Origin of the sequence: Fictibacillus solisalsi (assembly GCF_900103485.1) — a bacterium.
Lineage (GTDB): Bacteria > Bacillota > Bacilli > Bacillales > Fictibacillaceae > Fictibacillus_C > Fictibacillus_C solisalsi.
The window spans coordinates 1,067,885-1,093,099 of sequence record NZ_FNHW01000001.1 but is presented as its reverse complement, the minus strand read 5'-3'; the positions used below and the strand labels follow the sequence as shown (position 1 = coordinate 1,093,099).

The window sequence follows — 25,215 nt, the reverse complement described above, 5'->3', positions numbered from 1 at the left end:
TGCTATATAAATTGTGATTGGGAGTGATATTGGATGGAAACAAAAAAAGTTTTTCTATATGTATTTAATACAATGTCGGACTGGGAATATGGATATTTAATTGCTGAACTAAACACAGGAAGATATTTCAAAAAAGATGTAGCACCTTTAAAAGTAATTACAGTAGGAGCTAATAAAAAAATGATTACTACTATGGGAGGACTGAGCATAAAACCAGATATTTCCCTTGATGAATGTACTCTTGAGAGTAAAGATCTTTTAATTTTACCAGGAGGTACTACTTGGAGTGAAGAAATTCATCAACCTATCTTGGAAAGAATTGGCCAAGCTTTAAAGCTTGGCACTATTGTTGCTGCAATTTGTGGTGCGACTGAGGGCCTCGCGAATATGGGATACTTAGATACTAGAAAGCATACAAGTAATAACTTGGAATATACTAAAATGGTATGTCCTAACTATAAAGGAGAAAAGTTTTATGAGTTGGGATCTGCGGTATCTGATGCGAATTTAGTTACTGCATCAGGAATAGCTCCTCTGGAATTTGCAATGGAGGTACTGAAAAAAATAGATGTATTTACACCAGATACATTACATTCATGGTATAACCTAAATAAGACTCATAAACCTGAATACTTCTTCCAGTTAATGAATTCAATAAATAAATGAAGAAGTAATTAAAAAGCTTAATTTCTCTATTTTGATTTGTAGAGAAGTCGGGCTTTTTAATTTGATAATTGCTTATCATGTAAATCCGCATTTTTCTGACGCTATCCCCTATGGGTAAATATGAAGAGTATATGAAAAATGTCTTAAAGCAATAATTTTTTGGTCCATTTTTGGTCCTGCATTAATTAAAAAAGGAATTAACCTTTACGACCAAAAAGCAAAAACCCCTTGACACTAATAGTGTCAAGGGGTTTGGGTTTTAATACATGCTCATGTATTGTTCGCGTTCCCAAGGGTGAACTTGTGTACGGAACATATCCCACTCAATTTCTTTTGCTTCCACAAAGTGTTCAGCCGCATGCTCGCCAAGCGCTTTGATCAGCACTTCGCTCTTCTTCAAGCGGTCGATCGCTTCTTTAAGCGTTGCAGGAAGATCTTTGATTCCTTCTGCTTCACGCTCATCTTTATCCATAACATAAATATTGCGGTCAATAGGTTCTGGAGTTTGCAATTGGTTCTTGATTCCGTCAAGACCGGATGCCAGCAATACAGCCATAGCAAGGTAAGGGTTTGCTGTAGGGTCAACACTACGCACTTCAACACGTGTGCTCAGTCCGCGGGAAGCCGGGATACGGATCAGCGGGCTGCGGTTTTGCATGGACCATGCAACATAACAAGGAGCTTCATAGCCAGGAACCAAACGCTTGTAGGAGTTTACAGTCGGGTTGGTAACAGCAGTAAAGTCTTGAGCATGCTTCAGGATTCCAGCAAGGAACTGCATCGCTGTTTCGCTAAGGCCAGTTTCAGTGGACGCGTTGTAGAATGAGTTCTCGCCGTCTTTAAATAATGACATGTTGGCGTGCATTCCGGAACCGTTCACCCCAAACAGCGGCTTCGCCATAAAGGTAGCGTGAAGACCGTGCTTGCGGGCAATGGTCTTAACTACAAGCTTAAACGTTTGGATGTTATCACAAGTTGTTACAGCATCCGCATATTTAAAGTCAATTTCGTGCTGTCCAGGAGCTACTTCATGGTGAGATGCTTCAATTTCAAAGCCCATGTCCTCAAGCTCAAGAACGATATCGCGACGGCAGTTTTCACCAAGGTCTGTAGGCGCAAGGTCAAAATATCCGCCTTTGTCGTTAAGCTCAAGTGTCGGCTCGCCTTTTTCATCATTTTTAAAGAGGAAGAATTCTGGTTCAGGCCCGATGTTGAAATCCGTGAAGCCCAAATCTTCCATTTCTTTCAGTACTCGTTTCAAAATTCCGCGAGGGTCGCCGGCAAATGGTGTGCCATCCGGATTGTAGATATCACAGATCAGACGCGCTACTTTTCCTTTTTCAGATGTCCAAGGGAATACAACCCATGTGTCTAAATCAGGGTAAAGAAGCATATCGGATTCCTCGATGCGCACAAATCCTTCGATAGAAGAACCGTCAAACATCATCTTATTATCCAATGCCTTTTCCAATTGTCCGATAGGAATTTCTACGTTCTTGATTACGCCCAAAAGATCGGTAAACTGAAGGCGAATGAAACGTACATTTTCATCTTTTGCAATTTGCATGATGTCTTCTCTTGTAAATTTAGCCAATTGTTACTCCTCCTTAGAAATTGAATACAGCATTCGTTGGTAAGATTAGTGGAAAAAGCGGGATAGTTCCCCCTGGATCAAGGACGTCTTCCCCAGTCTGCCCGCATGCATCAAGTCGCGCTTTAATCGGCGGTGTATGGCAGCGTCAGACACTTGCTCGTTCTTAACCTCATTTTTCAAAAGGCTAACCGCTTGCTGGTTCAGCTCAAACACACGCTTGATTCCTGCAAGATTGACGCCTTGTTCAATCAGAGACTTGATTTCCAGCAATTTATCCACATCGTTGAAAGAGAACATTCTCCGGTTGCCGTCTGTACGAGCCGGGTTAATCAGTTCATGTTCTTCATAATATCGAATTTGCCGGGCAGATAATTCAGTTAGCTTCATAACAATACTGATCGGAAATAAAGGTTGATTCCGCCGTGTATCATCATTCATCATCGTAAGCCCTCCTTCCAACTACTTTTATCTTATGTCACATAACCTAACATGTCAATACAATGTGAGAAGAAATAACATAAAATTATCAAAAAATATTTTATATTCGTTTAATGAAGCAGATTTTGTTCCATTAATTGGTCGATAGCCGTCAAAATGGCGATTTTGACATGCTCATAGGTAAGGCCGCCCTGAACATAGGCTATGTATGGCGGACGGATTGGTCCATCAGCTGTGAGTTCAATGCTCGCTCCCTGGATAAACGTTCCTGCTGCCATGATCACATCATGTTCATAACCGGGCATATAGCCGGGATAAGGAACCGCATGGGCATTAACCGGTGAAACCAGCTGAATCGCCTGGCAAAAAGATACCATTCGTTTTTCATCATTGAATTTAACCGACTGAATCAAGTCAGTACGCTCTTCATTCCATGCGGGATTGGTCTCCATTCCAAGACTTTCAAGGAGAGCAGCTGTAAAAACGGCACCTTTTAACGCCTGTGCGGTAACGTGCGGTGCCAAAAAGAACCCCTGGTACATTTCAAGCAGGCTGTATAAAGAAGCGCCTGCTTCCGCTCCTATTCCTGGTGATGTGAGCCTGTATGAACACCGTTCCACCAGTTCTTTCTTTCCTGCGATGTAACCGCCGGTTTTGGCAAGCCCACCGCCCGGGTTCTTGATAAGTGAACCGGCAACCAGATCTGCTCCAACTTCGCATGGCTCCTTTTCTTCTACAAACTCTCCATAGCAATTATCCACAAACACCACTACATCGGGCTTGATTTCCTTTACGAATGAAATCATCTCCCGAATTTCTTCAATTGTAAAAGATGTCCGGTCCGCATAGCCTTTTGATCGCTGAATACCGATCATTCGAGTTTTGTCAGAAATAGCATTTCGAATGGCTTTGAAATCCGGGCGTCCGGAAGGAGTCAGCTCGGTATGCTGGTAGGTAATATCATATTCTTTTAACGAACCGGTCCCTTTTCCTCGAATCCCCACAATTTCTTCAAGTGTATCGTAGGGCTTTCCGGTAATATAGAGAAGCTCGTCCCCCGGCAGCAAAACACCGAATAGAGACAGAGAAATGGCGTGAGTGCCCGAAATAATCTGTGGCCGTACAAGCGCTGCTTCTCCTCCGAATACCTGGGCATACACCTTTTCAAGCGTATCTCGGCCGGCATCGTCATACCCGTACCCGGTGGAGGGAGTGAAATGAAAATCACTCACCTTTTGTTCTCTAAAGCTTTTTAATACTTTTAACTGATTGAATTCGGCGGTCTGCTGAATCTTCTCATGCTGACCGCGAATTTTTTCTTCTGTAGCCCTTGTTAAGGTTTGTAATCTTTCTCCGTTTTGAAACTGTGAAAACATGTGGTGCTCCTTTTATTGTAATTTCGTGGATGGTAAAGCATAGCCTTTACATTCATACGATTGAGTTTCTTCTTCAAATCTTTGCTCCAGCAATATGGTCGTTGTTTTCAGCATGGACAGTGTTTTGCCTTCTGAAGCCGGAACAAAAATATGATAGTAATCCATTTGCTTTTTCATTTCTGTTTCGATGACTTCTTTTAAACGCTGCAAATCCCCACTCTCAAAGGCAGAGATGGATATGGATGTTGAAGCAGCCGGAATAAAGCCTTCATTAAATAGATCCTTCTTATTAAACACGGTCACCATGGGAATGGATGCGGCACCCAGTTCCTTTAGGATCGACAGCACCGTTTCTTCATGCTGTCCCCGGTCTTCGCTCGACCCGTCGATAACATGGATGAGTACATCCGCTTCTTTTACTTCTTCAAGTGTCGAACGAAATGCAGCAATCAGTGAAGTGGGCAAGTCCTGAATGAATCCTACAGTGTCGGTGACAAGCACCTGCAATCCGGAAGGAAGACGCATTTTTCTCGTTAATGGATCAAGGGTAGCAAACAGCAAGTTTTCTTCATAGCTGTCTGCCCGTGTCAATCCGTTGAAAAGCGTAGATTTACCCGCGTTGGTATAGCCGACCAGAGCTGCTTGGATGGCCTGGTTTTCCTTCCGCCTTTCCCTGTATCGTTCCCGGTGGTGAACGATATCTTCCAGCTGGCGTTTAATATCAGTAATCTTCGTGCGGATATGCCGCCTGTCCTGTTCAAGCTTGGTTTCCCCTGGACCCCTGGTGCCAATCCCGCCTCCAAGACGCGACATCGACGTACCAATTCCTGCAAGCCTTGGCAGGATGTATTGCAGCTGCGCCAGTTCGACCTGCAGCTTACCTTCCCTGGAGCGAGCACGGGTCGCAAAAATATCCAAGATCAGCTGTGTGCGATCAATGATCCGCGCATCAAAATAACGGGATAAATTCCGGTTTTGCGCTGGTGTAAGCTCATCATTGAAAATAATAAGATCGGCTTCCAGCTCTTCTTCAAGAGCGACAATTTCTTCAATCTTTCCTTTCCCGATGAAGGTGGACGCATCGTATCGTTCCCTTTTTTGTGTAACCGTGGCCACAGCTTGTCCCTGAGCCGTTTTTGTCAACGACTCCAGCTCTTCCATGGAATAAAAAAATCGCTCGTCGGTTTGCCCTGGCAGCTGGCAGCCAACGAGGATGGCTTTCTCTTCTTGAGAATGCGTGGTATCTTCCAAAAAATCAACCTGCTTTCGTTTTTTATCATACGTTCATCATATCAAATTCCTTGTTTCTCTTCCAGATGCAGGTCGTCTGCCGTTAGTGTCATCAATGATTTTTTATCCGTCCGTTCCTCTTTTAACAACCGGACCGATTGTTTTCTCACCGCTTTTTCGATAATGTTGCGAATGTACCTACCGTTTGAAAAGGATTTTTCACCAGCCGCACACACGCGTTGCAGATGCTGCCGCAGCTTCCACTCCGAATCTTTGGCCATGATATACTGCCGTTCGGCAACCATTTTCCTGGAGATTTCCATGAGTTCATCAACCGAGTAATCGGGGAACGTGACCATGATGGGAAAGCGTGACGGCAAACCTGGATTTAGTTTCAGGAAGCGGTCCATCTCTCCCGAATAACCGGCTAGAATCAGGATGAAATCGTGCTGCTGGTCTTCCATCGCTTTTACAAGGGTATCAATCGCTTCTTTCCCAAAATCCTTTTCGCCACCGCGGGCGAGCGAGTAGGCCTCGTCAATAAACAAGATCCCGCCCATCGCCTTTTTTAGAAGGTCTCTTGTTTTCTGGGCGGTATGGCCGATATATTCCCCGACCAGATCCGCACGCTCCACCTCGATCAGGTGCCCCTTCGAAAGAACATTCATTTCATGGAACAGGCTTCCAAGCAAACGGGCGACAGTCGTCTTTCCTGTTCCCGGATTTCCCTTAAACATCATGTGAAGCACTTGCTTTTCAACCTTCAGCCCTTGATTTTCTCTGCATTTATTGACATAAAGCCATGCATAGATTTCCTTAATAAAATTCTTCAGTTCCTCCATGCCAACCAATGATGACATTTCCTGTTCCATTTTTTTTAATGGAAGATGCTTTTCAAGCTGTTGCCCTTCCTTTGGTGCAGAAACAGGCGCGTCTTCCAACTTTTCTCTTTCCGTATTCTGGTTCAGGATAATGTTGATCTGGGTCTTCTTTTTAAATGTCATGGAATCATGCAAGAGATTCACCTCTCTTTAGCTGTCTAAAATTAATATACGCATGACATTGTTTATGGGTGACAAATGCCTATCTTTTCCTGCCCTCATTCTAATGTATTCTTGAGACTGGCAATTATACGGGCTTGGAGAACAACTCGGGACCCTAAATCTTTATACTTAAAAATGTATTTTTATTCAAAAATTGCGAATTAAATGTTCAGATAAACAGTATTTTCAGAAATTTCAATGTATATTTAACCGAAGAATTGTATTGACTAATATTTCTAGCTGCCTTATTGTTGAAGTTAGTTGCGAATAAAGGAACGATGAAAATGTATTTTATCAAAAAGGCTTTACTGGTGATTACCGGACTGTTTTTAACCGCTTTCGGGACAAAGCTGCTGACCATTTCCCATCTCACGTTTGGAGGCACAGCTGGCATTTCCACCCTGTTAACCTTTTCAACGGGGATTTCCTGGGGCGTTTGGTTTTTTGTCATTAACCTTCCCTTCTTTATTTTATCGGTAAAAAGGTTGGGCATGTTGTTTTCTGTTTACACATTGCTTTGCATCTCTCTGATTTCCATTATCAACGGCTTTTTGAAGATTGCTCCGACAAATGGTGTCCATCCGATATTTATTGCCGTTGCATCCGGACTGATCATTGGAAGCGGAGTAGTACTTGTCCTGAATAACGGAGCTTCTCTTGGAGGCATCCATATTTTAGCCGTTTATATGGATCAGCATCTTTCCATCAATCGCGGAAAGACACTGTTCATCACCGATTTTCTTATCGTTTTGTCTGCCTCGTTGATGGTCGGAATAGTAAATGCACTCTATTCCATAATCACCATTTCAATTGCAAGTTTCCTTGCCGGTAAGTTCAAACCGCAGCAGGGGGCCAAATCGGACGAAAATGATATCCCGGTTGAAGCTTCACTTTAAGCCAAAACACAAAAACCCCTATGTTTTTCTTTGGAAAAACCTTAGGGGTTTTTCTTTTGAAAAACCATAGGGGTTTTTGTCATTTTTTGCGCTTCTCCGGGAAATAGTTTTATTCGTACACTTGCCTTCCCCGATTATTGTGCTTCATCCGGTCCATGTCTTTTTGTTCATTTCTCTTCGCCTGATTGGACGGCGGGACAATTTTGCCAATTAAAATCCCCAGTTTATTGTAAACGTCATCCGTATTCAGCGTATCGCCATCATCAATTTTTTTCTGAATCCCCCTCATTTCCTTAATAAGTGCGGGATCAGCTGTAATCGCAGCATTCTTTCCGTGCTCATTGCCCTTAATGTTCTGGTAGACCTTCAACCGCAAACGGTCCTTTTGTTTCTGAGAAAGTTGTTTCTCGGGTGTAATTCCCACGAGCGTATAAATGCCGCTCACAATGACATCTGCTTGTTTCACCCCTGGTACGGTTACTGCCAGATCATGAATTTCCTTCGCATTTTTCGCCTCATAGTTTTTTTCATTCACATTGGGAGCATCATTTTGTGAGTTCGGCAATTTCTTCATGTTGACCTTCGTCGGTGCTTTGTAATTTTTATCTTGATCCAGGTCAAGTTCTTGTCCTGAACAACCCGAAATCATGATAGCCGCTCCAATGACTAGCAAATAGTTTCTCATGGAAAAAACCCTCTCTTTTTCATTGTTACGGTTAGTGTTCAATCTTACACACGCAAATATTCATTTTGTTAATATGTGCTCATGGAGGTACATATTGGTATAATGAAAAAAACGCCATACGGAGGTTGCTATGTTTCCGCTAATCGATTCCTTGCCACGCTATTCGGCTGTTTATTTAGAAGCATTGGAGAAGAAAGGCAGACAGGAAAGTACCATCAGGCGATATTTTTATGATGTGAATGACTTTTTGGCCTGGATGCGCGTCGTCAAAAAAGAGGACAGTTTTTCAGTCTTTCAGTCGCTGCAAACCAAAGACTTTCAATCGTACTTTGATTTTTTAATGAAGGAACGTCATTATTCGCTTCGCACTCTTCAGCGTGTGCTGACAGTGCTCAAGCAACTCGTCCAGTTTCAGATCAGTTTGGGGAACCTTTCTTTCAATCCGGTAAGCGGCGTTGAAATCGGTCCAAAGGACGACGCTTGCTTTACGGAAGAAGACTTCATCACAAGTGATGAGCTTCAACAGCTGTTTGAAACCGTCCGTTCGTATAAGGGCCTGACGGAAAATCAGCAAAAATACCGCCACATGCTGATCGACCGCAACCAGTCAATCATTATGTTGCTTGCGTATTATGGATTAACACTGCATGAACTCACCTCACTCAAAATGAAACATATCAACTTCACAAAAGGGTATGTGCATGTTCCCTCAGAAACGAGCCTTACCCGAGAAATACCATTAGAGAAAAATGACCAGACGTTGCTTTATTCCTATTATGAGACCATCCCGCAGGCCGTTCGTCCGGCATGGTATTCCAACGATCACTTCCTGGCCGCTTTTGACTATCAGCGGGGAACCTACCGATGGGTATACAAAACACATTCCCCTAAACCGCTCACCGAGATTGCGGTACAAAAAATGATCCGGCTGGAAATTGAGAGATCCGGTTTACGCAAGGGGATATCTGCACAGCATCTGAGGAGAACGTGCATCCTGAATGATGTAAAGGCTGGACTCGATTTTGAAACCATGAAAACGAAGTATGGATTCAGGTCCCCCTTAAGCCTTCGCCGATACTATAATTACCTACAGGTAATACCAACATAAAAAAACCTTGCTGAACGTTCAGCAAGGTTTTTTAAAAATTCCCAACGTACCTATGTATCAATTTTCAGCCGGCAGCTCCACCGGACGATGAGGCGTGAAAGTTGAGATGGCATGCTTGTATATTAAGTGTTGTTTTCCTTCTGATTCCAGGATGACCGTAAAGTTATCGAACCCTTTCACCAGCCCTTTAAGTTGAAAACCATTTAGTAAATATACAGTCACATAGATATTTTCCCGTCGTAATTGGTTCAAATACTGATCCTGGATATTGATCGCTTGCTTCATGTATACAGTCCTCCTCATTTGCCATTAGAATAGTCATTCGACAAGTTCTTTTCTTTTCCTTCTACAAATAATCTGATTTCATTAAATTTCTCGTAAAAGTTTAAAGCGGACATATCAAACCATTGGATATCCATCTGATTTCTAAACCAGGTATACTGACGCTTAGCGTATCGTCTAGAATTCCGCTTCAGGAGTTCCACGGCTCCTTCTAACGTCATACGCCCTTCAAGATATTCATAGATCTCTTTATAGCCGATCGCCTGAACCGACTGGCAGTCCCGGACTCCTTCCCGAAATAAACGCTCTGCTTCTTCCAAGAGTCCTTGTGACATCATTTGATCGACACGATCATTGATGCGTTCGTACAGCAGGCTGCGGTCCATGGAGAGCCCGATTAATCTTAAGTCATAGGGTGTATCTTGTGATTGTTCCTGCTCCCTGAGGGTCTCTGTCATTGTTTTCCCTGTCACATGATATATTTCAAGCGCTCGCATCACCCTTCTCACATTGTTGGGATGGATGCGCATTGCGCTCTCAGGATCTTTTTCCTGCAGAAAGGCGTAAAGCCAGTCCGGCCCTTTTTCTGAAAGCAGATCCTCAAGCTTTTGGCGGTATTGTTCATCTCCGGATGCGGTTGAAAACACATATTTATGGGTAACCGAACGGATGTACAGCCCGGTCCCCCCTACAATGATGGGTAATTTACCGCGCTTGTTGATATCGGTGATACAGGTTTTAGCCCGTTCCTGAAATTCTGCCGCAGAAAAGGATTCACATGGATCTTTTATATCAATCAAGTGATGCGGAATACCTTCCATTTCTTCTTTAGAAATTTTCGCTGTGCCGATGTCCATGCCCCTGTAAATCTGCATGGAATCCCCGCTGATTACCTCACCGTTCAACGCTTTAGCCAGCTCTATTCCGGTTTTTGTTTTACCGACCGCCGTGGGACCGACAATTACAATCAATCGTTCTTTCATAAAAACTCCTATCAATCGTTCATTGATTTTACCTTGTTTCTTCCTATCATATACGAAAACTCTCAAAAAACCAAAAGGCGGTGCCTTTATAAATGAAGCACCGGTTTTAGGGATTACATGACGCGTTTGAACATCTTTTCCATTTCGTAGGTTGAAAAATGCACGATGATTGGCCGGCCATGTGGACATGTATAAGGATCTTCACTCTTTCGGAGTGTCTCAAGCAGCGAGAATATTTCATCATTGCGCAGATGATGATTGGCTTTAATGGATCCTTTACAGGACATCATAATCGCCGCTTTTTCACGTAATTTTTTAATATCTGCCTTTTTATCTTTTAATACCTGACCGATCAGGTCCTCAATGCTTTCCTGTTCATAGCCCGACGGAAACCATTGAGGGTGAGCTTTAACAATGAATGTACCGGATCCGAAGGGTTCTAGAAAAACCCCCACATGCTCGAGAGCCTCAAGGTTTTCATTGATCGTCAGTGCTTCCTTGCTTGTAAACTGAAAGGTGAGCGGGATCATCAGCTCCTGCAGCTCTGAACCGACCTGCCCTACTTTTTCCCTGAAAAATTCATATTTGATCCGTTCCTGTGCAGCATGCTGGTCGATAAGATACATGCCTTCTTCATTCTGAGCAATGATATAGGTTCCATGCATTTGTCCAATCGGATACATGACAGGAATTTTTTCCTTCTTTTCCTCCGGTTGTTCCTGTGGCTTTACCACAGGTTCCGCTTCCAGTGATGGTGCCTTTTGGAGTATCAACGGTTCTTCAAGGATTTCTGCTCCAGAAGACTTTTCCACCTCTGCAATGGAGTCTGGTGCATGGCTTGTTGCCGGCTGCACAGGACTGAAACTCGCTGGTGCTTCCTGCACCTTTGGAGTTTCGTTCCATCCCTGAGCTTTTTCAGGAGCTTCTGCTTCTTCAGTAATGGTGCTGGTGCTGGTGTTCGTGTTTTCCGGAGAAGATAACCGGTGTTCAAACGAAAAGGATCCTTGTTCTGAATAGTCCTTTTGCGGTTTCCGTTCCATCCTCACCGGTTCGGGAATCAGCCTGAGTGACCGAAGTACGTTTCTCACTTCTTCTTCAATGAGACCGGTGAGCTCCGGTTCTTTGCTCAGCCTCGCTTCCAGCTTGGAAGGATGAACGTTTACATCAATAATGGACGGATCCATTGTGATGGACAGAGCAACGACCGGATGCCTGCCAATCGGCAAGAGTGTATGATACGCCTGCTGGATGGCACGCTGGACATTATAATTTTTGATATATCTGCCGTTCATAAACAAGGAAACATAATTTCTTGAAGCTCTCGTAATTTCCGGCTTTGCAATATAACCATCGATTTCATAGTCCAGGGATTTGGCGGACACAGGGACCATATTTCTGGCAACATTCATACCGTAAACGGCTGCGATGACATTTAACACATTACCGCTGCCATTCGTGTTTAACATATCACGTCCATTATGCCGCAGCCGGAATGAGATGTCCGGATGGCCCATCGCAAGCCGGTTGATCACATCAGAAATGTTTCCGAGCTCTGTATTGATCGTCTTCATGTGTTTCAGTCTGGCCGGCGTGTTATAAAATAAATGGCGGACGGTAATGTCTGTTCCTTTTCTCGCGTTGGTGGAAGAATGAGACTGGACCTCTCCATTTACCAGCACAAGAGTTGTCCCCGGTCCATTTCCTGTTCCTGTGCTCATTTCCATGTGGGAAACAGAGGCAATAGAAGGCAGCGCCTCTCCGCGAAAGCCCATCGTGCGGATCTGAAACAGGTCCTGCTCTTCTTTTATTTTACTCGTGGCGTGCCGGCTGAAGGCAAGCTTGCAGTCCTCGGGTTCAATGCCGTCTCCGTTGTCAATGATCCGAATGAGAGTGAGCCCTCCCTCTTCCAGCTCGATTTCAATGCGGGTAGAGTGGGCATCGATTGAATTTTCCACAAGTTCCTTCACGACAGATGCAGGACGCTCAACGACCTCACCTGCCGCAATTTTATTGGATAGGTGATCGTCCAGTTGGATAATTTTTCCCACTTGATCGTCTCCTTTATTTCACTTTCTTTTGCAGTTTAAACAATGCATTCATCGCATCGAGAGGTGTCATCTCCAAGAGATTCAGAGTTTTCAGCTCTTGCTCCACCACTGAAGTTTCCCTTTTTTTGTTGGTGCGGGTTTCATCGGCAAACAGGCTTAACTGGGTGTCCTCTTCAGCTGCCTTTTCAACCTCTTTCACTGCTTTTTTAGGCGAATGGTCGAAGGATTCGAATTCCAGCAAGATTTCCTTCGCCCGTTCGATGACACCTGTTGGCAATTCTGCCAGCTGTGCAACATGAATACCAAAGCTTTTGTCGGCTTGTCCATCAATAACTTTATGAAGGAACACCAATTTCCCTTGCTCCTCAATCGCCGACACATACACGTTTTTCAATGAATCAAGTTCTGACTCCAGTACGGTCAGTTCATGATAATGGGTGGAAAAGAGCGTCTTGGCTCCGATATGGTGATGAATGTATTCAACGATGGACTGAGCCAGAGCCATTCCGTCATAGGTAGATGTTCCTCTTCCGATTTCATCCAGCAGAATGAGGCTTGCGCTCGTTGCTTTTTTCAAGGCGTACCGCGTTTCAAGCATTTCCACCATAAATGTACTTTGCCCGCCTACTAGGTCATCCGCCGCTCCAATTCGGGTGAAAATTTGGTCAAAAAGCGGGAGCTCTGCCTGATCGGCTGGTACAAAGCAGCCGATCTGCATCATAATGGCGGTCAATGCCAGTTGTCTCATGTACGTGCTTTTCCCGGCCATGTTGGGTCCTGTTATCAACAGCATGGACCGATCGGAGTTTAAACGGATATCATTGGGCACATACTCTTGGGCGTCCATCACCTTTTCCACCACCGGATGGCGACCGTTGATGATTTCTACCTGGTTTAAATCTGAAATAACCGGCTTCACATAACGCTGCTCCTCACTGACTGTGGCAAACGCCTGAAGGACGTCAATTTCACTAAGCTGTTTGGCCAGCTCCTGAAGAGATTGGATATAGCTTTTTACGTGTTCTCTTACCTGTAAAAACAAATCATATTCGAGCGCAACCATCTTTTCCTCAGCTTCAAGAATAAGACGCTCTTTTTCTTTAAGATCGGGAGTAACAAACCGCTCAGCATTGGCAAGCGTCTGTTTTCGCTCATAGCGGCCTTCCGGGATCAGCGATAAGTTGGACCGGGTGATTTCTATAAAATATCCAAAGATGCGGTTGTAGCCAATCTTTAAAGATTTGATTCCCGTTTCATTTCGTTCTCTTTGTTCAAGGGAAGCGATCCATGCTTTTCCATTCACACTGGCATCCCGATATGTATCCAGTTCTTCATGGTAACCATCTTTAATAATTCCGCCTTCTTTAATCGAAAGAGGGGGATCATCATGCAGCGAACGCTCAAGATAGTCAAATAAATCTTCGTGCACATCCATCTTATCCGAAATCTTGAGGCTGTATGGATTTTTCAGCTGTGAAAGGCTCTGTTTGATTCCCGGCACGCTTCCGAGTGTGTGCTTTAATTGAATCAGGTCGCGTGCTGTTATGTTCCCGAATGACACTTTTCCTGCCAGCCGCTCCAGATCATACACTTTTTTGAGCTGGTCGCGAAGCTCCTGCCGGACGAAAAACTCCTGCATCAGTTCTTCCACTACCCCAAGCCGCTGTTTGATCCGTTCAGGTATAAGCAGAGGCTGTTCAATCCATTGCTTTAGTCTTCGGCTTCCCATCCCTGTTACTGTACGGTCAAGAAGCCATAACAGAGAACCTTTCTTGCCTTTTGCCCGGTTCGTTTCCACAAGCTCCAGGTTTCGTTTCGAGAAGCTGTCTAGCTTCATGTATTCATTGAGATGCTGAACACTGACCGGCTGAATATGATCCAATGCCCGTTTTTGGGTGTGCAGCAAATAGTGAAACAAACGTCCGCATGCTTCCTTCAGAAGCAGACTTTCATTTTCCGCGAGTAAATGCGCAAAGGGACCTGGTACTTCCCCTTCATCCTGAATGGAGCTTGTGATCTGATAACGAAGCCGGAGCGGTTCGGCAATCTCTTCATAAACCGAAGCAGACAATATGACTTCCCGTGCATGAAGAGCCTGTACCTCTTGCAGCAGCATGGAGGAGTCTCCTCTGAACTGATACCCTTTCAGTTCACCAGTGGACAAGTCATTCAGCACGATGCTGTATTCTTCCTCGCCACAGGCCACGGCGGCGATAAAATTATTTTCCGTTTCTTTCAGAAGGTTGTGATCCATGACCGTTCCTGGTGTAATGATTTGGATCACTTCCCGTTTTACGACTCCTTTTGCCGCTTTCGGGTCTTCCACCTGCTCGCAGATGGCCACTTTATGGCCAGCTTCCACGAGCTGTTTAATATAGTTGGCGGCAGAATGGTGGGGCACGCCGCACATTGGAATGCGGTCGGACGTTCCGCCATCTCTGCTTGTCAGTGTAATTTCAAGGAACTGAGATGCCTTTACCGCATCCTCAAAAAACATTTCATAAAAATCGCCGAGCCTGAAAAATAAAAAAGCGTCACGGTGCGACGATTTGATTTTTAAATACTGCTGCATCATGGGAGTATATTGGGCCATGCTTTCACCTAACTTCTAAGTACTTTTTTCAATAGTTCATTATAGCATAGTACGATTGCGAAGACTTAAGAAAACAAATCCTTTCCCACAATAAAAAAGCAAGGAAGAAGGCTCCTTCTTCCTTGTGCTTTTATTCCTCCAGTTCGCCCATGAAGAACTGGTCGATATCTTCAACATCCTCATCGTCGAGCCCGTAATCCCAATCCTTATCTTCCCACTCATCCGGCTTGGCATCGGAGTTGACATAAACACATACCTTCGTTTCGCCAATCACATCACACACAAATTCCCGTTCACACTGAATAACCATACGGCTGCCGTTCGGCGAAATGGTGCATTCGAGCGTGTTCGGGGCCTGAATGCAGCGTGCAGATACCTCAAGGTCCTTGCCCGTGGCATGTTCATCTTTTGTACTCAGAATAATTTCATCCTTATAGCCCACGGTTTCCGTGCATACTTCCGTTTTCGTGTTATTGTTGTATGAATACCAAATGTTCACATCATATCTGCCTTCCACTGTCACGCTGTCATCCGCCGACCTGGTAGCTTTATAGGTATGATTGATGATCCAGCTTCCCAGAATGCTCGTCGGTTTATGACTCGGAGTGATCGTATGTGTCGACTGAGAGAATTTCCGTCCCTTGCCGCATACAGCTTTGCAGATTATCTCTCTGTAATTCAGATCTTGATCTATGTTGGCCATAGACTTAACCCCTCCTCTTCCAATCTTCATTTCATCCTATGCAGGGCGAATGACTAGTGTGCTAACTATTTTTTTTATAAATCCGGTTAATACAGTTTATGTAAGATGCCCAGATGGTGACCTGTTTTTTAAATTTTTATATTTATAATACGGTACGTGAAATTAAAAAAATCATAAAAAAAAGAGCAGGAGAATGTAAGATTCTCCTGCTCTTTCACCTTAGTGGCAGCCGCAGCTGCCGCTTGAACAGCTTTCAGCTGATCCAGTGGTTCCTTTTAACTGGTCTCCGCCGGTCGATTCAATGATTTCGTCGGTAACGGTATTGGAAATGGTATGAGACACCATCTGTAAAATATCGTTCACATCCGATTGTGACTGCTTGAATTCCTGAACAACCGGAATGCTGTCCATTTCCGCCATTAGGGCGTCAATTTTGGCTTCCATTTCTTTATGTGCTTCATGCTTGCCGTAATGCTGAAGGTTGACTGCTTCCTTTTGAAGTTGCTTGATACGGGCAACCAGTGTGGATACATTTCTGTTTTCATTAATTTGCTGTTCCGCTCTTTTAAAGAAATCCACTTCTTCGGTTTGGGCAATCATTTCGGCCAATTCTTTTGCTTTGTCTAGAATATCGCTTTTTGTATAGCTCATCCTTAAACCACTCCCGCCTTTTCGTCTGCTAAATCACCGCTTAATGTCCATGTTTTTGCATCTGTAATATGAACTTTGACAATCTTTCCAATCAAATGCTTCGGCCCTCTGAAGTTTACAACTTTATTGGAAGCCGTATGACCGGACAGGACATCCGGATTCTTCTTGCTTTCCCCTTCAACGAGCACCTCGACAACGGTATCAAGATATGCCTGGTTCTTGCGGAGGGAAATTTCGTTCAGTACAGCATTTAACCGCTGCAGTCTGTCCTTTTTTACTTCAAGCGGCACATTATCCTTCATCTTCGCAGCAGGTGTCCCTTCTCTTGGCGAATAGATGAACGAATAAGCTGCGTCAAATTCCACTTCTTTTACAAGAGATAAGGTATCCTGGAACTGTTCTTCGGTTTCGTTTGGAAACCCGACAATGATGTCTGTCGTGAACGAAGCATTCGGGATCGCCTTCTTGATTTTGCCCGCCAGCTCAAGGAAATGTTCGCGGGTGTATTTTCTGGCCATGAGCTTTAAAATGTCACTGTTCCCGTGCTGGACCGGCAGGTGAATATGCTCCACAAGGTTTCCTCCCTTGGCGAGCACTTCGATCAAATGGTCGTCAAAGTCACGGGGATGACTGGTTGTAAACCGGACTCTCGGGATATCGATTTTACGAATTTCATCCATAAGATCGCCGAGCCCGTATTCCATGTCCTCAAAGTCTTTGCCATACGCATTGACGTTCTGCCCGAGCAGAGTGACTTCCTGATAGCCGTTGCGGGCCAGGTGCCTTACTTCCTCAATAATATCTTCCGGGCGGCGGCTCCTTTCCTTTCCACGGGTATACGGAACGATGCAGTACGTACAGAACTTGTCACAGCCGTACATGATGTTGACCCAGCCCTTAATGTTGCCTTTGCGCACACGCGGGAGGTTCTCAACGATATCTCCCTCTTTGGACCACACTTCCACGACCCGTTCTTTGGAGAAGTAGGCTTCTTTTACGATTTGAGGCAGTCTGTGGATGTTGTGGGTGCCGAAGATCATGTCCACCTGGTCATACGTTTTAAGAAGCTTATTTACCACCGATTCTTCTTGGGACATGCAGCCGCACACCCCGATTAAAAGATCGGGATTTTCAACCTTCATCGGTTTTAAGTGGCCGAGTTCACCAAACACTTTGTTTTCCGCATTTTCCCGGATGGCGCAAGTATTCAGCAAAATCAAGTCTGCTTCCATTATGTCTGTTGTTGCTTCATAGCTCATATCGGACAGAATGCCAGCCATGACCTCGGTGTCATGTTCATTCATCTGGCAGCCATAGGTTCTGATATAGAATTTTTTGCCGGCACCAATTTTTTTCAAGTCTTCATCGACGGCAAAATCTTTTACGATGTTAATTTGTTCTTTCCCGCGTTTTTTCGCGTCCTTCAATGACGGAGGCTGATAGGTTGTCTGAAAATAGCTGGCATAGTCCTTCGTCGTTTTTTCTTTATCTTTCGCAGGTGTTGATCCTGGTTGATTCAATGCAATTCCTCCCTAAACGTTCTGGGGCCGTTTCTTTCATAACTTCAATATTATAACAGACTTCCCGCTCAAAAGGAATGTTTGCCATGGTAATGGCTCTGTATTTAACTATACTTATATTTCACTTTATTAATGAATAGGAGTAAAATAGAATCAGATACTTTGCAAACGAAAGAGATGATGGTTTATGTATTGGAAACGCTCCTTATGGATCCTCTGGCCGGCCAACTTTCTCATTGCGGCCGGCATGAGTCTGATCATTCCCTTTTTACCCCTGTATATTGAAAAGCTTGGCGTCCATAACCTCCAGCAGGTGGAGCATTGGACCGGATGGATTTTTTCAGCCCAGTTTATTACCTCCTTTTTGTTTCAGCCGCTCTGGGGCTCACTCGCCGACCGCTACGGGCGAAAAGTCATGCTTATCCGCTCTGCGATCGGGATGGGTTCCATTACCGCATTGATGGGCTTCGTCACCGGGCCGGGCCAGTTATTGATTCTGCGTCTAATTAACGGATTGTTTTCGGGTTTTATTTCCATGAGCATCTCCCTTCAGGCCTCCGTTACACCTGATGAGCACGCCGGCAAATCGCTGGGCACCCTGCAAACCGGCCAGATCGTCGGAACGCTTGTCGGTCCCTTGATCGGTGGCTTTTTATCGGAAGTGTTCGGCTTTGAAGGCGTCTTTTTCGTTACAGGAGGGCTCATTTTGATCGCCGGCCTGGTCGTTCTGTTTCTCATTCAAGAAGATGTATCTGTGAAGACGAAAAAGGTTCAAAAGCAGAAAAAGGAATACAAAGCATTGCGACCGCTTTTTCCTATTTTTATTGCCGCTGCCATTACCCAGCTTGCCATGATGAGCATTCAGCCGATCATCACGCTTTACACAAGAACCATTTACCATGGCCAGCATTTAACGCTGATTGTCGGTTTAATCAGCGCGGTAACCGGGATCGCCAACCTCATTGGTTCACCCATACTGGGAAGAATCGGCGATAAAATCGGCCAGCGGAAGGTGCTCATTTTCTCCCTGATTATGGCCGCCCTCGCTTTTCTGCCGCAAGTCCTGGCTACCGATGTCAAGGTGCTCCTTGCGGGAAGGTTTCTCCTCGGCCTCTTTATCGGGGGGATGATTCCTTCGTTAAATGTGCTTGTAAAAAAACTCGCGCCCGCTCATCTTCAGGCAACGGCTTTCGGCCTCAGTTCATCGGCCCGCTTTCTCGGAAATCTGCTGGGCCCGCTGCTCGGCACCTTTATTGCAGCCACCTATAATATTAAAGACATCTTTTACATTACGATGATCTTTCTCTTGATCAACATGGTTTCCATCGCAAGAAACAAAAAGCTGCGTCTGGCGCTTTCACAGCAAAAAAAGGCATCCTGAACATGGTTCAGGATGCCTTTTTTTTACATGAATTCTGCCACTAGCTCATTGAATTTCTGCTCATCCATTTTGAGGTCGGCATGAGCGAGTGCATCCTGGCTGTAGCCGTGAGCCAAATCCTGGTAGGATGGTTTCTCTGTGTTTTGATAGATGATCCCCTTAACCAGTCCGTCATGCTCCATTAAGGTTTGCATCGCCTGCATGCGGTTGGAGGAATCATATCCTTCGATCGTATCTAGACTGGTTAAGTGCTCTTTAAACCAGTCATATGTGTTCACTTTATTGTACGTCACGCAAGGCGAGAACACATTAATAAGGGAGAACCCTTTGTGCTCGATCCCTTTTTGAATGATCGCAGTCAGTTCTTTTAAATCACTGGAAAAGCTCTGTGCCACAAAAGTGGCGCCTGCGGTAAGGGCAAGCTCCATGATTCCGATGGCTGATTCCACAGAACCTTCCGGTGTACTTTTTGTCTTAAAGCCTTCAGCAGAACGCGGAGACGTTTGTCCTTTGGTTAACCCGTAGATTTGATTGTCCATTACGATGTACGTGACATCAATGTTTCGGCGAATTGCATGAACCGTATGGCCCATACCGATGGCAAATCCATCGCCGTCCCCACCGGAAGCAATAACGGTCAGGTCACGATTCGCCATTTTAACGCCCTGGGCAATCGGCAGCACGCGTCCGTGAATGCCGTGGAAGCCGTAGGATTTGATATAACCGGAGATACGTCCGGAACAGCCGATGCCGGAAATGACAGCGAGATCATCCGGTTCAAGACCGACGTTGGCTGCTGCCCGCTGTATGGATGCCTGAACGGAGAAATCTCCGCAGCCGGGGCACCAATTCGGTTTTACTGAGTTTCTGAATTCTTTAAACGTCGCCACTTAAACCAGCTCCTTGCATTTATTGAAAACTTCCGATGGAAGGAAAGGATTACCATCATATTTCAAGATGCTTTCAATCTTTTCATGTGATCCAAGGTTCATCTTGAGAATGTTGGCAAGCTGACCTGTTGCGTTATTTTCGATAACCGCTACTTTTTTCGCTGAATCCACCAATTCTTTCATTTCTTTAAGCGGGAACGGATGAATCAGGCGAAGGTGCGCATGGTTCACCTTAAGTCCTTCTGCTTCCAGACGAGGAATGATTTCTTCAATCACACCCCGGGTGGAGTTAAAGCCAACGAGCAGCAAATCTGCTTCCTCGTTCGGTGTGTATTTAACGACTGGTGTATTGAATGTTAAATTTTTTAGCTTTCTCAAGCGTTTGTCCATTTGCTTCAGGCGGTTGCCTGCCACTTCGGAAGGCTTGCCCGTCTCATCGTGCTCTACCCCGGTAACATGATGAATACCGTTTTTCATCCCAGGAATGACACGAGGGGAAACGCCTGATTCTGTTACTTCATATCGTTTAAAATAACCGCCTTCCACTTCTGGCAGCTCAGCGTTCAAGTCTAACGTGCCTCGGCGGATCTCAACTTTTCCAAAATCAAGCGGTTCAACCGACTGCTTGCCGAGAGAAAGTTGAAGATCGGTCAAAAGAATTACAGGACATTGATATTCTTCGGCAATATTCAGGGCTTCCACCGCATCATAAAAGGCTTCCTCTGCCGTGCTTGGCGCCATAACGACCTTTGGAATTTCTCCATGGGTGCCATAAATCATGGCCATCAAGTCCGATTGTTCCTGTTTGGTAGGAAGTCCTGTACTCGGGCCCCCGCGCTGCGTATCGACGATCACTAGCGGCGTTTCGGTCATGCCTGCAAGGCCGATGGATTCCATCATCAGGGACAAACCCGGTCCTGCAGAAGAAGTAACCGTACGAACACCAGCATAGTTCGCACCGATTGCCATAGTGGCCGCCGCAATCTCATCCTCTGTCTGGATAACGGTTCCGCCGAACTGGGGAAGCTTTTTAATCAGGTATTCCATAATTTCAGACGCCGGTGTAATCGGGTAAGCAGACATGAAACGCACGCCACCTGCGACAAAACCAAGAGCGATCGCATCATTGCCAATCATAAACATCCGTTTTTGGCCATCCGCCTTGTTCAGCTGGAAGCCTGCAAGAGGTCCGCCGGCAGCCTCTGTAAAGTAAGCCGCACCTCTTTTGATGGCTTCCATGTTCTTTTCCACGACTTTAGCGCCTTTTCGCAAAAAGATTTCTTCCACTACTTCGGTATACGCCTCAGCGGGAAGATCAAGAACCGCACTGGTTGCCCCGATGGCTACCATGTTTTTCATGAGCGATGTTCCGAGCTCGTTGGCAATCTCCGTAAACGGCACGGAAAAAAGCCTGACCTTTGACCCTTCAGGTACGACCGGGTTGAATTTAGCATCACCAATGACGACACCGCCGTCCCGCATTTCATGTATATTAACATCGATCGTTTCCTGGTCAAATGCGACAAGAATATCCAGATCATCGGAAATCGATCTGGTTTGCTTTGTGCTGACGCGGATTTTATTATTCGTATGGCCGCCTTTAATACGAGAAGAAAAGTGCCGGTAGCTGTATAGATAGTATCCAAGCCGGTTTAAGGCCATGGCAAAAATTTCACCGGTACTGTCGATTCCTTCCCCTTGCTGTCCGCCAACTTTCCAGGAAAGTTGATCAATCATGTACTCCACCCCTTCTATTCTTTTCATCCGTATACTCATCCACAGCTTCATTGGAGAAATAAAAATAAATCTCAATGTATAAAAATACGCTCTTTTCCTGTCGAAAATAAGCGCGCTGATTCTTGAGATGGGTATAAGTTTGTGTGTTTAAATATGTACTAAACGCTTACAATTCTAGCCCTATCTTCACAAAAAAGCAAGCATTCTCGGAAATAAATCCATAAGCCTTCCGTGAAAATGGCCTGTTCACATGAATTCATGCAAACAGGCCAGTCCATGGTTTTTTTCAATTAACGAGGTTCTACGATCAGCTTGATCGCAGTCCGTTCCTCTCCATCGATCAGAATATCCGTAAAAGCAGGAATACAAATGAGGTCGACTCCGCTGGGTGCTACAAATCCTCGTGCAATGGCTACTGCCTTAACGGCTTGGTTTAATGCACCTGCCCCAATTGCCTGTATTTCAGCCCCTCCACGTTCACGAAGGACTCCGGCAAGCGCACCAGCTACAGAATTAGGGTTGGATTTTGCTGAAACTTTTAATATTTCCATTAATTTGTACCTCCTTAGAGATCTGATACCAATTCTACTATATTCATTGGTAAGAGCCCGTATTCCTGCAGATGGAAAAGTTTCATTCAGATCAATGAACCTGAGCGTGTATACGGCATGCCGATTCGCCTTTTATTCAAAAAACGGGTGGTCATCGTTAATAAGAATGGTCTTGATACTTTTAGCTTTTCCAGTTGCAGGATCACACTCTATTAATACGCCACTTAACTGTTCCCGTCCGGAAGATACTTCAAACCTTACCGGTAAACTGGTAACAAACTTTTTTATCACCGCTTCCCGGTCCATTCCAAGGATTCCGTCATAGGGGCCGGTCATGCCGACATCCGTCAAATAAGCCGTTCCTTCCGGCAATATCCGCTGATCGGCGGTTTGAACGTGTGTGTGGGTTCCTACAACCGCCGTCACCTTACCATCCAAAAACCATCCCATTGCTTGTTTTTCGCTGGTTGCCTCTGCATGGAAGTCCACAAAGATAATCGGTGTCCGTTTGCGCATTTCGCGTATCAGCTCTTCGGCTTTTTCAAACGGGCAATCCAGGGGTGGCAGGAAAGTTCTTCCTTGCAGATTGATAATACCCACCTCAAGCTGGTTCATCTTTAAAATAGCGGAACCGCTGCCCGGTGCCCCCTTCGGAAAGTTGGCCGGACGGACAAGCTGTGGAGTTGTATCAATAATCTCAAAGATTTCCTTATTGTCCCACGCATGGTTGCCAAGAGTAATCGCCTGAGCACCCGCTTCAAATATTCCTTTTACGATTTTGCCAGTAATTCCTCTGCCGTGAGCCGCGTTTTCACCATTTACAATGGTAACAAGCGGCTGGTACTTGCGCTTCAGCTTCGGCAGGTACGAATCAATCATCTTTCTTCCCGGGGCCCCTACAACATCCCCTATAAATAAAATCTTCATCAAGCTCTCCTTTTTCAATCAAACTCTGCATAAAAACAAAATAAAGTGGTTTTCACCACTTTATTTTGCGTACTCAACTGCTCTTGTTTCCCGAATGACTGTAACTTTAATATGTCCCGGATAATCCAGTTCATTTTCAATTTTTTTCGTAATATCGCGTGCCAGACGGTAAGAAGCCACATCATCGATCAAATCAGGTTTAACCATGATTCGGATTTCTCTACCGGCCTGAATGGCGAAAGATTTTTCCACGCCGTCAAAGGATTCGGAAATCTCTTCGAGCTTTTCCAAACGGCGAATGTAGGTTTCAAGCGTTTCACGGCGTGCACCCGGCCTTGCTGCCGATAATGCATCAGCTGCGGCTACCAGCGTCGCAATGATGGACGTTGGTTCTGTATCTCCATGGTGGGATGCAATTGAATTGATCACCACTGGATGTTCTTTATACTTTGTCGCCAGTTCCACGCCGATGTCCACGTGGCTTCCTTCCACTTCATGGTCAATGGCTTTTCCGATGTCATGAAGCAAGCCTGCTCGGCGTGCCAAATGAACATCTTCTCCAATTTCTGCAGCCATGAGCCCGGTAAGATAAGCCACTTCCGTTGAATGCTTCAACACGTTCTGTCCATAACTCGTACGATATTTTAATCGGCCTAAAATCTTTATCAAGTCTGGGTGAAGGCCATGAACACCAACTTCAAATGTAGTCTGTTCACCAACCTCCCGGATGTATTCATCCACTTCACGGCGGGATTTCTCCACCATTTCTTCAATACGCGCCGGGTGAATCCTTCCATCCTGTACCAGCTTATCAAGCGCCATACGGGCAATTTCCCGACGGATCGGGTCGAAACCTGAAAGAATTACCGCTTCAGGTGTATCATCGATGATTAAATCAATGCCTGTGAGCGTTTCCAGTGTTCGGATGTTTCGTCCTTCACGCCCGATAATCCGTCCCTTCATCTCATCATTTGGCAGGTTAACGACGGAAACCGTCGTTTCAGCAACGTGGTCAGCCGCACAGCGTTGGATGGCCAGAGAAAGAATTTCTTTCGCTTTCTTGTCTCCTTCTTCCTTGGCGCGGTTTTCCATATCTTTCACCATCATAGCCATTTCGTGTGAAACTTCGTTTTCCACTTCTCCCATGATGATCAGCTTTGCTTCTTCACGCGTAAAGCCGGATATGCGTTCCAATTCTTTTTGCTGCTCTCTGAGCAACTCCTCCACTTTGCTTTCAATCTCTTCAATTTGTCGTTGTTTTTTGGTGAGAGACTCCTCGCGTTTCTCCAATGATTCCTCTTTTTTATCAAGAGTCTCACTTTTTCTGTCCAGAATCTCTTCTTTTTGAACCAATCGTTGTTCTTGTCTTTGAAGCTCATTTCTGCGATCTCGAATTTCGCGCTCTGCTTCTGTTCTGAGCTTATGGATTTCATCTTTTGCTTCAAGCAGCGCTTCCTTCTTGCTCGCTTCACCGTCTCGTTTTGCATCTTCGACGATTTGGGCTGCAGCATTTTCAGCGCTCGAAATTTTCGCTTCGGCGATCTTTTTCCTAACAAGATATCCGACAACTGCACCGACACCTGCTGAGACAAGCAAACTGGAGATGAAGACAATAAATGTTGTTTCCATGTTTCCACCTCCTCTTGCTATCTACTTTTTGTACTGGGTCATAAGCATCATTCGTGTAACAAAGTGTTGTGCACTAGTCATGCCATTCTCAATTTAAGCTCATATCATTTAATTTCAAGTGAAATCAAAGTATATCTTCATTTTATAAATTACAGCCCATTATGTCAAGAGATGTCAAATCACCTATAATAAATCTTCCTTATGAAATTGGCAAGTTTTAATTCTTTCCAATCTAAAATTCCGCACACAACCGTCGTTATCAGACTGCAAAAAAAAGCCGTACA

The 25,215-nt window shown here is 45.0% G+C and carries 22 protein-coding genes; 4 read left to right on the top strand and 18 right to left on the bottom strand.

Translation table 11 applies throughout. The features are described 5' to 3' along the window. Positions 1-33 precede the first annotated feature (33 nt). A complete protein-coding gene (locus BLT53_RS05670) occupies positions 34-666 on the top strand; it encodes a type 1 glutamine amidotransferase family protein (RefSeq protein ID WP_090233378.1) in 633 nt (210 codons plus the stop codon). A gap of 259 nt (positions 667-925) precedes the next feature. On the opposite strand, the gene glnA is transcribed toward BLT53_RS05670, so the two are convergent. The 5 genes from glnA to spoVK form a co-directional block, all read right to left on the bottom strand. After that, a complete protein-coding gene (gene glnA / locus BLT53_RS05665) occupies positions 926-2,260 on the bottom strand; it encodes a type I glutamate--ammonia ligase (protein ID WP_090233377.1) in 1,335 nt (444 codons plus the stop codon). A gap of 45 nt (positions 2,261-2,305) precedes the next feature. Beyond that, positions 2,306-2,698 carry a MerR family transcriptional regulator gene (locus BLT53_RS05660; RefSeq protein WP_090236721.1) on the bottom strand — a complete coding sequence of 131 codons (393 nt, stop codon included), beginning with the start codon at positions 2,696-2,698 and terminating at the stop codon, positions 2,306-2,308. Positions 2,699-2,808: 110 nt separating this feature from the next. Beyond that, positions 2,809-4,074, bottom strand: coding sequence for a methionine gamma-lyase family protein (locus BLT53_RS05655; RefSeq protein ID WP_090233375.1), 1,266 nt, complete (start codon positions 4,072-4,074; stop codon positions 2,809-2,811). Between the two features lie 12 nt (positions 4,075-4,086). Then, entirely contained in the window at positions 4,087-5,325 is a 1,239-nt protein-coding gene (gene hflX / locus BLT53_RS05650; protein ID WP_090233374.1) for a GTPase HflX, read from the bottom strand. A 41-nt stretch (positions 5,326-5,366) separates the two neighbouring features. Beyond that, on the bottom strand, positions 5,367-6,320 hold the full coding sequence (gene spoVK, locus BLT53_RS05645; protein WP_090233372.1) for a stage V sporulation protein K: 954 nt from the start codon (positions 6,318-6,320) through the stop codon (positions 5,367-5,369). 278 nt (positions 6,321-6,598) lie between these two features. On the opposite strand from spoVK, the gene BLT53_RS05640 reads away from it, so the two are divergent. Next, positions 6,599-7,243 carry a YitT family protein gene (locus BLT53_RS05640; protein WP_090233371.1) on the top strand — a complete coding sequence of 215 codons (645 nt, stop codon included), beginning with the start codon at positions 6,599-6,601 and terminating at the stop codon, positions 7,241-7,243. 109 nt (positions 7,244-7,352) lie between these two features. On the opposite strand, the gene BLT53_RS05635 is transcribed toward BLT53_RS05640, so the two are convergent. Further along, entirely contained in the window at positions 7,353-7,928 is a 576-nt protein-coding gene (locus tag BLT53_RS05635) for a YhcN/YlaJ family sporulation lipoprotein (protein WP_090233369.1), read from the bottom strand. A gap of 130 nt (positions 7,929-8,058) precedes the next feature. Here BLT53_RS05635 and BLT53_RS05630 point away from each other — a divergent pair, with 130 nt between their 5' ends. Beyond that, positions 8,059-9,036, top strand: coding sequence for a tyrosine-type recombinase/integrase (locus tag BLT53_RS05630; protein WP_090233368.1), 978 nt, complete (start codon positions 8,059-8,061; stop codon positions 9,034-9,036). Between the two features lie 57 nt (positions 9,037-9,093). Here the strand turns inward: BLT53_RS05630 and hfq are convergent, their stop codons facing one another. From hfq to miaB, 7 genes are all read right to left on the bottom strand, one after another. Then, entirely contained in the window at positions 9,094-9,321 is a 228-nt protein-coding gene (hfq, locus tag BLT53_RS05625; RefSeq protein ID WP_061969616.1) for an RNA chaperone Hfq, read from the bottom strand. A 14-nt stretch (positions 9,322-9,335) separates the two neighbouring features. After that, positions 9,336-10,313, bottom strand: coding sequence for a tRNA (adenosine(37)-N6)-dimethylallyltransferase MiaA (gene miaA / locus BLT53_RS05620; RefSeq protein ID WP_244520465.1), 978 nt, complete (start codon positions 10,311-10,313; stop codon positions 9,336-9,338). Positions 10,314-10,414: 101 nt separating this feature from the next. Then, positions 10,415-12,349 (bottom strand): DNA mismatch repair endonuclease MutL, encoded by a 1,935-nt coding sequence (gene mutL / locus BLT53_RS05615; RefSeq protein WP_090233365.1) that lies wholly within the window; start codon positions 12,347-12,349, stop codon positions 10,415-10,417. Positions 12,350-12,362: 13 nt separating this feature from the next. Beyond that, positions 12,363-14,942, bottom strand: coding sequence for a DNA mismatch repair protein MutS (gene mutS / locus BLT53_RS05610; RefSeq protein ID WP_090233363.1), 2,580 nt, complete (start codon positions 14,940-14,942; stop codon positions 12,363-12,365). Positions 14,943-15,072: 130 nt separating this feature from the next. Next, positions 15,073-15,645, bottom strand: a complete 573-nt coding sequence (gene cotE, locus BLT53_RS05605; protein WP_090233362.1) for an outer spore coat protein CotE — start codon at positions 15,643-15,645, stop codon at positions 15,073-15,075. 219 nt (positions 15,646-15,864) lie between these two features. Beyond that, complete coding sequence (locus tag BLT53_RS05600) at positions 15,865-16,296, bottom strand: YlbF/YmcA family competence regulator (RefSeq protein WP_090233361.1); 432 nt, start codon at positions 16,294-16,296, stop codon at positions 15,865-15,867. Positions 16,297-16,298: 2 nt separating this feature from the next. After that, the gene (miaB, locus tag BLT53_RS05595) at positions 16,299-17,816 is read right to left on the bottom strand and encodes a tRNA (N6-isopentenyl adenosine(37)-C2)-methylthiotransferase MiaB (protein ID WP_244520359.1); all 1,518 of its coding nucleotides are present in this window, start codon (positions 17,814-17,816) and stop codon (positions 16,299-16,301) included. Positions 17,817-18,003: 187 nt separating this feature from the next. On the opposite strand from miaB, the gene BLT53_RS05590 reads away from it, so the two are divergent. Further along, positions 18,004-19,197, top strand: coding sequence for an MFS transporter (locus tag BLT53_RS05590; RefSeq protein WP_090233358.1), 1,194 nt, complete (start codon positions 18,004-18,006; stop codon positions 19,195-19,197). A gap of 23 nt (positions 19,198-19,220) precedes the next feature. Here BLT53_RS05590 and BLT53_RS05585 read toward each other — a convergent pair whose 3' ends face one another. From BLT53_RS05585 to rny, 5 genes are all read right to left on the bottom strand, one after another. Continuing rightward, the gene (locus BLT53_RS05585) at positions 19,221-20,087 is read right to left on the bottom strand and encodes a 2-oxoacid:ferredoxin oxidoreductase subunit beta (protein WP_090233357.1); all 867 of its coding nucleotides are present in this window, start codon (positions 20,085-20,087) and stop codon (positions 19,221-19,223) included. Beyond that, the gene (locus BLT53_RS05580; protein ID WP_090233355.1) at positions 20,088-21,824 is read right to left on the bottom strand and encodes a 2-oxoacid:acceptor oxidoreductase subunit alpha; all 1,737 of its coding nucleotides are present in this window, start codon (positions 21,822-21,824) and stop codon (positions 20,088-20,090) included. Between the two features lie 290 nt (positions 21,825-22,114). Then, positions 22,115-22,375 (bottom strand): stage V sporulation protein SpoVS, encoded by a 261-nt coding sequence (gene spoVS / locus BLT53_RS05575; protein ID WP_010193268.1) that lies wholly within the window; start codon positions 22,373-22,375, stop codon positions 22,115-22,117. Between the two features lie 132 nt (positions 22,376-22,507). Then, positions 22,508-23,302: a TIGR00282 family metallophosphoesterase gene (locus BLT53_RS05570; protein ID WP_090233354.1), complete on the bottom strand. Its 795-nt coding sequence runs from the start codon at positions 23,300-23,302 to the stop codon at positions 22,508-22,510. A 60-nt stretch (positions 23,303-23,362) separates the two neighbouring features. Beyond that, positions 23,363-24,931 carry a ribonuclease Y gene (rny, locus tag BLT53_RS05565; protein ID WP_090233353.1) on the bottom strand — a complete coding sequence of 523 codons (1,569 nt, stop codon included), beginning with the start codon at positions 24,929-24,931 and terminating at the stop codon, positions 23,363-23,365. Positions 24,932-25,215 lie beyond the last annotated feature (284 nt).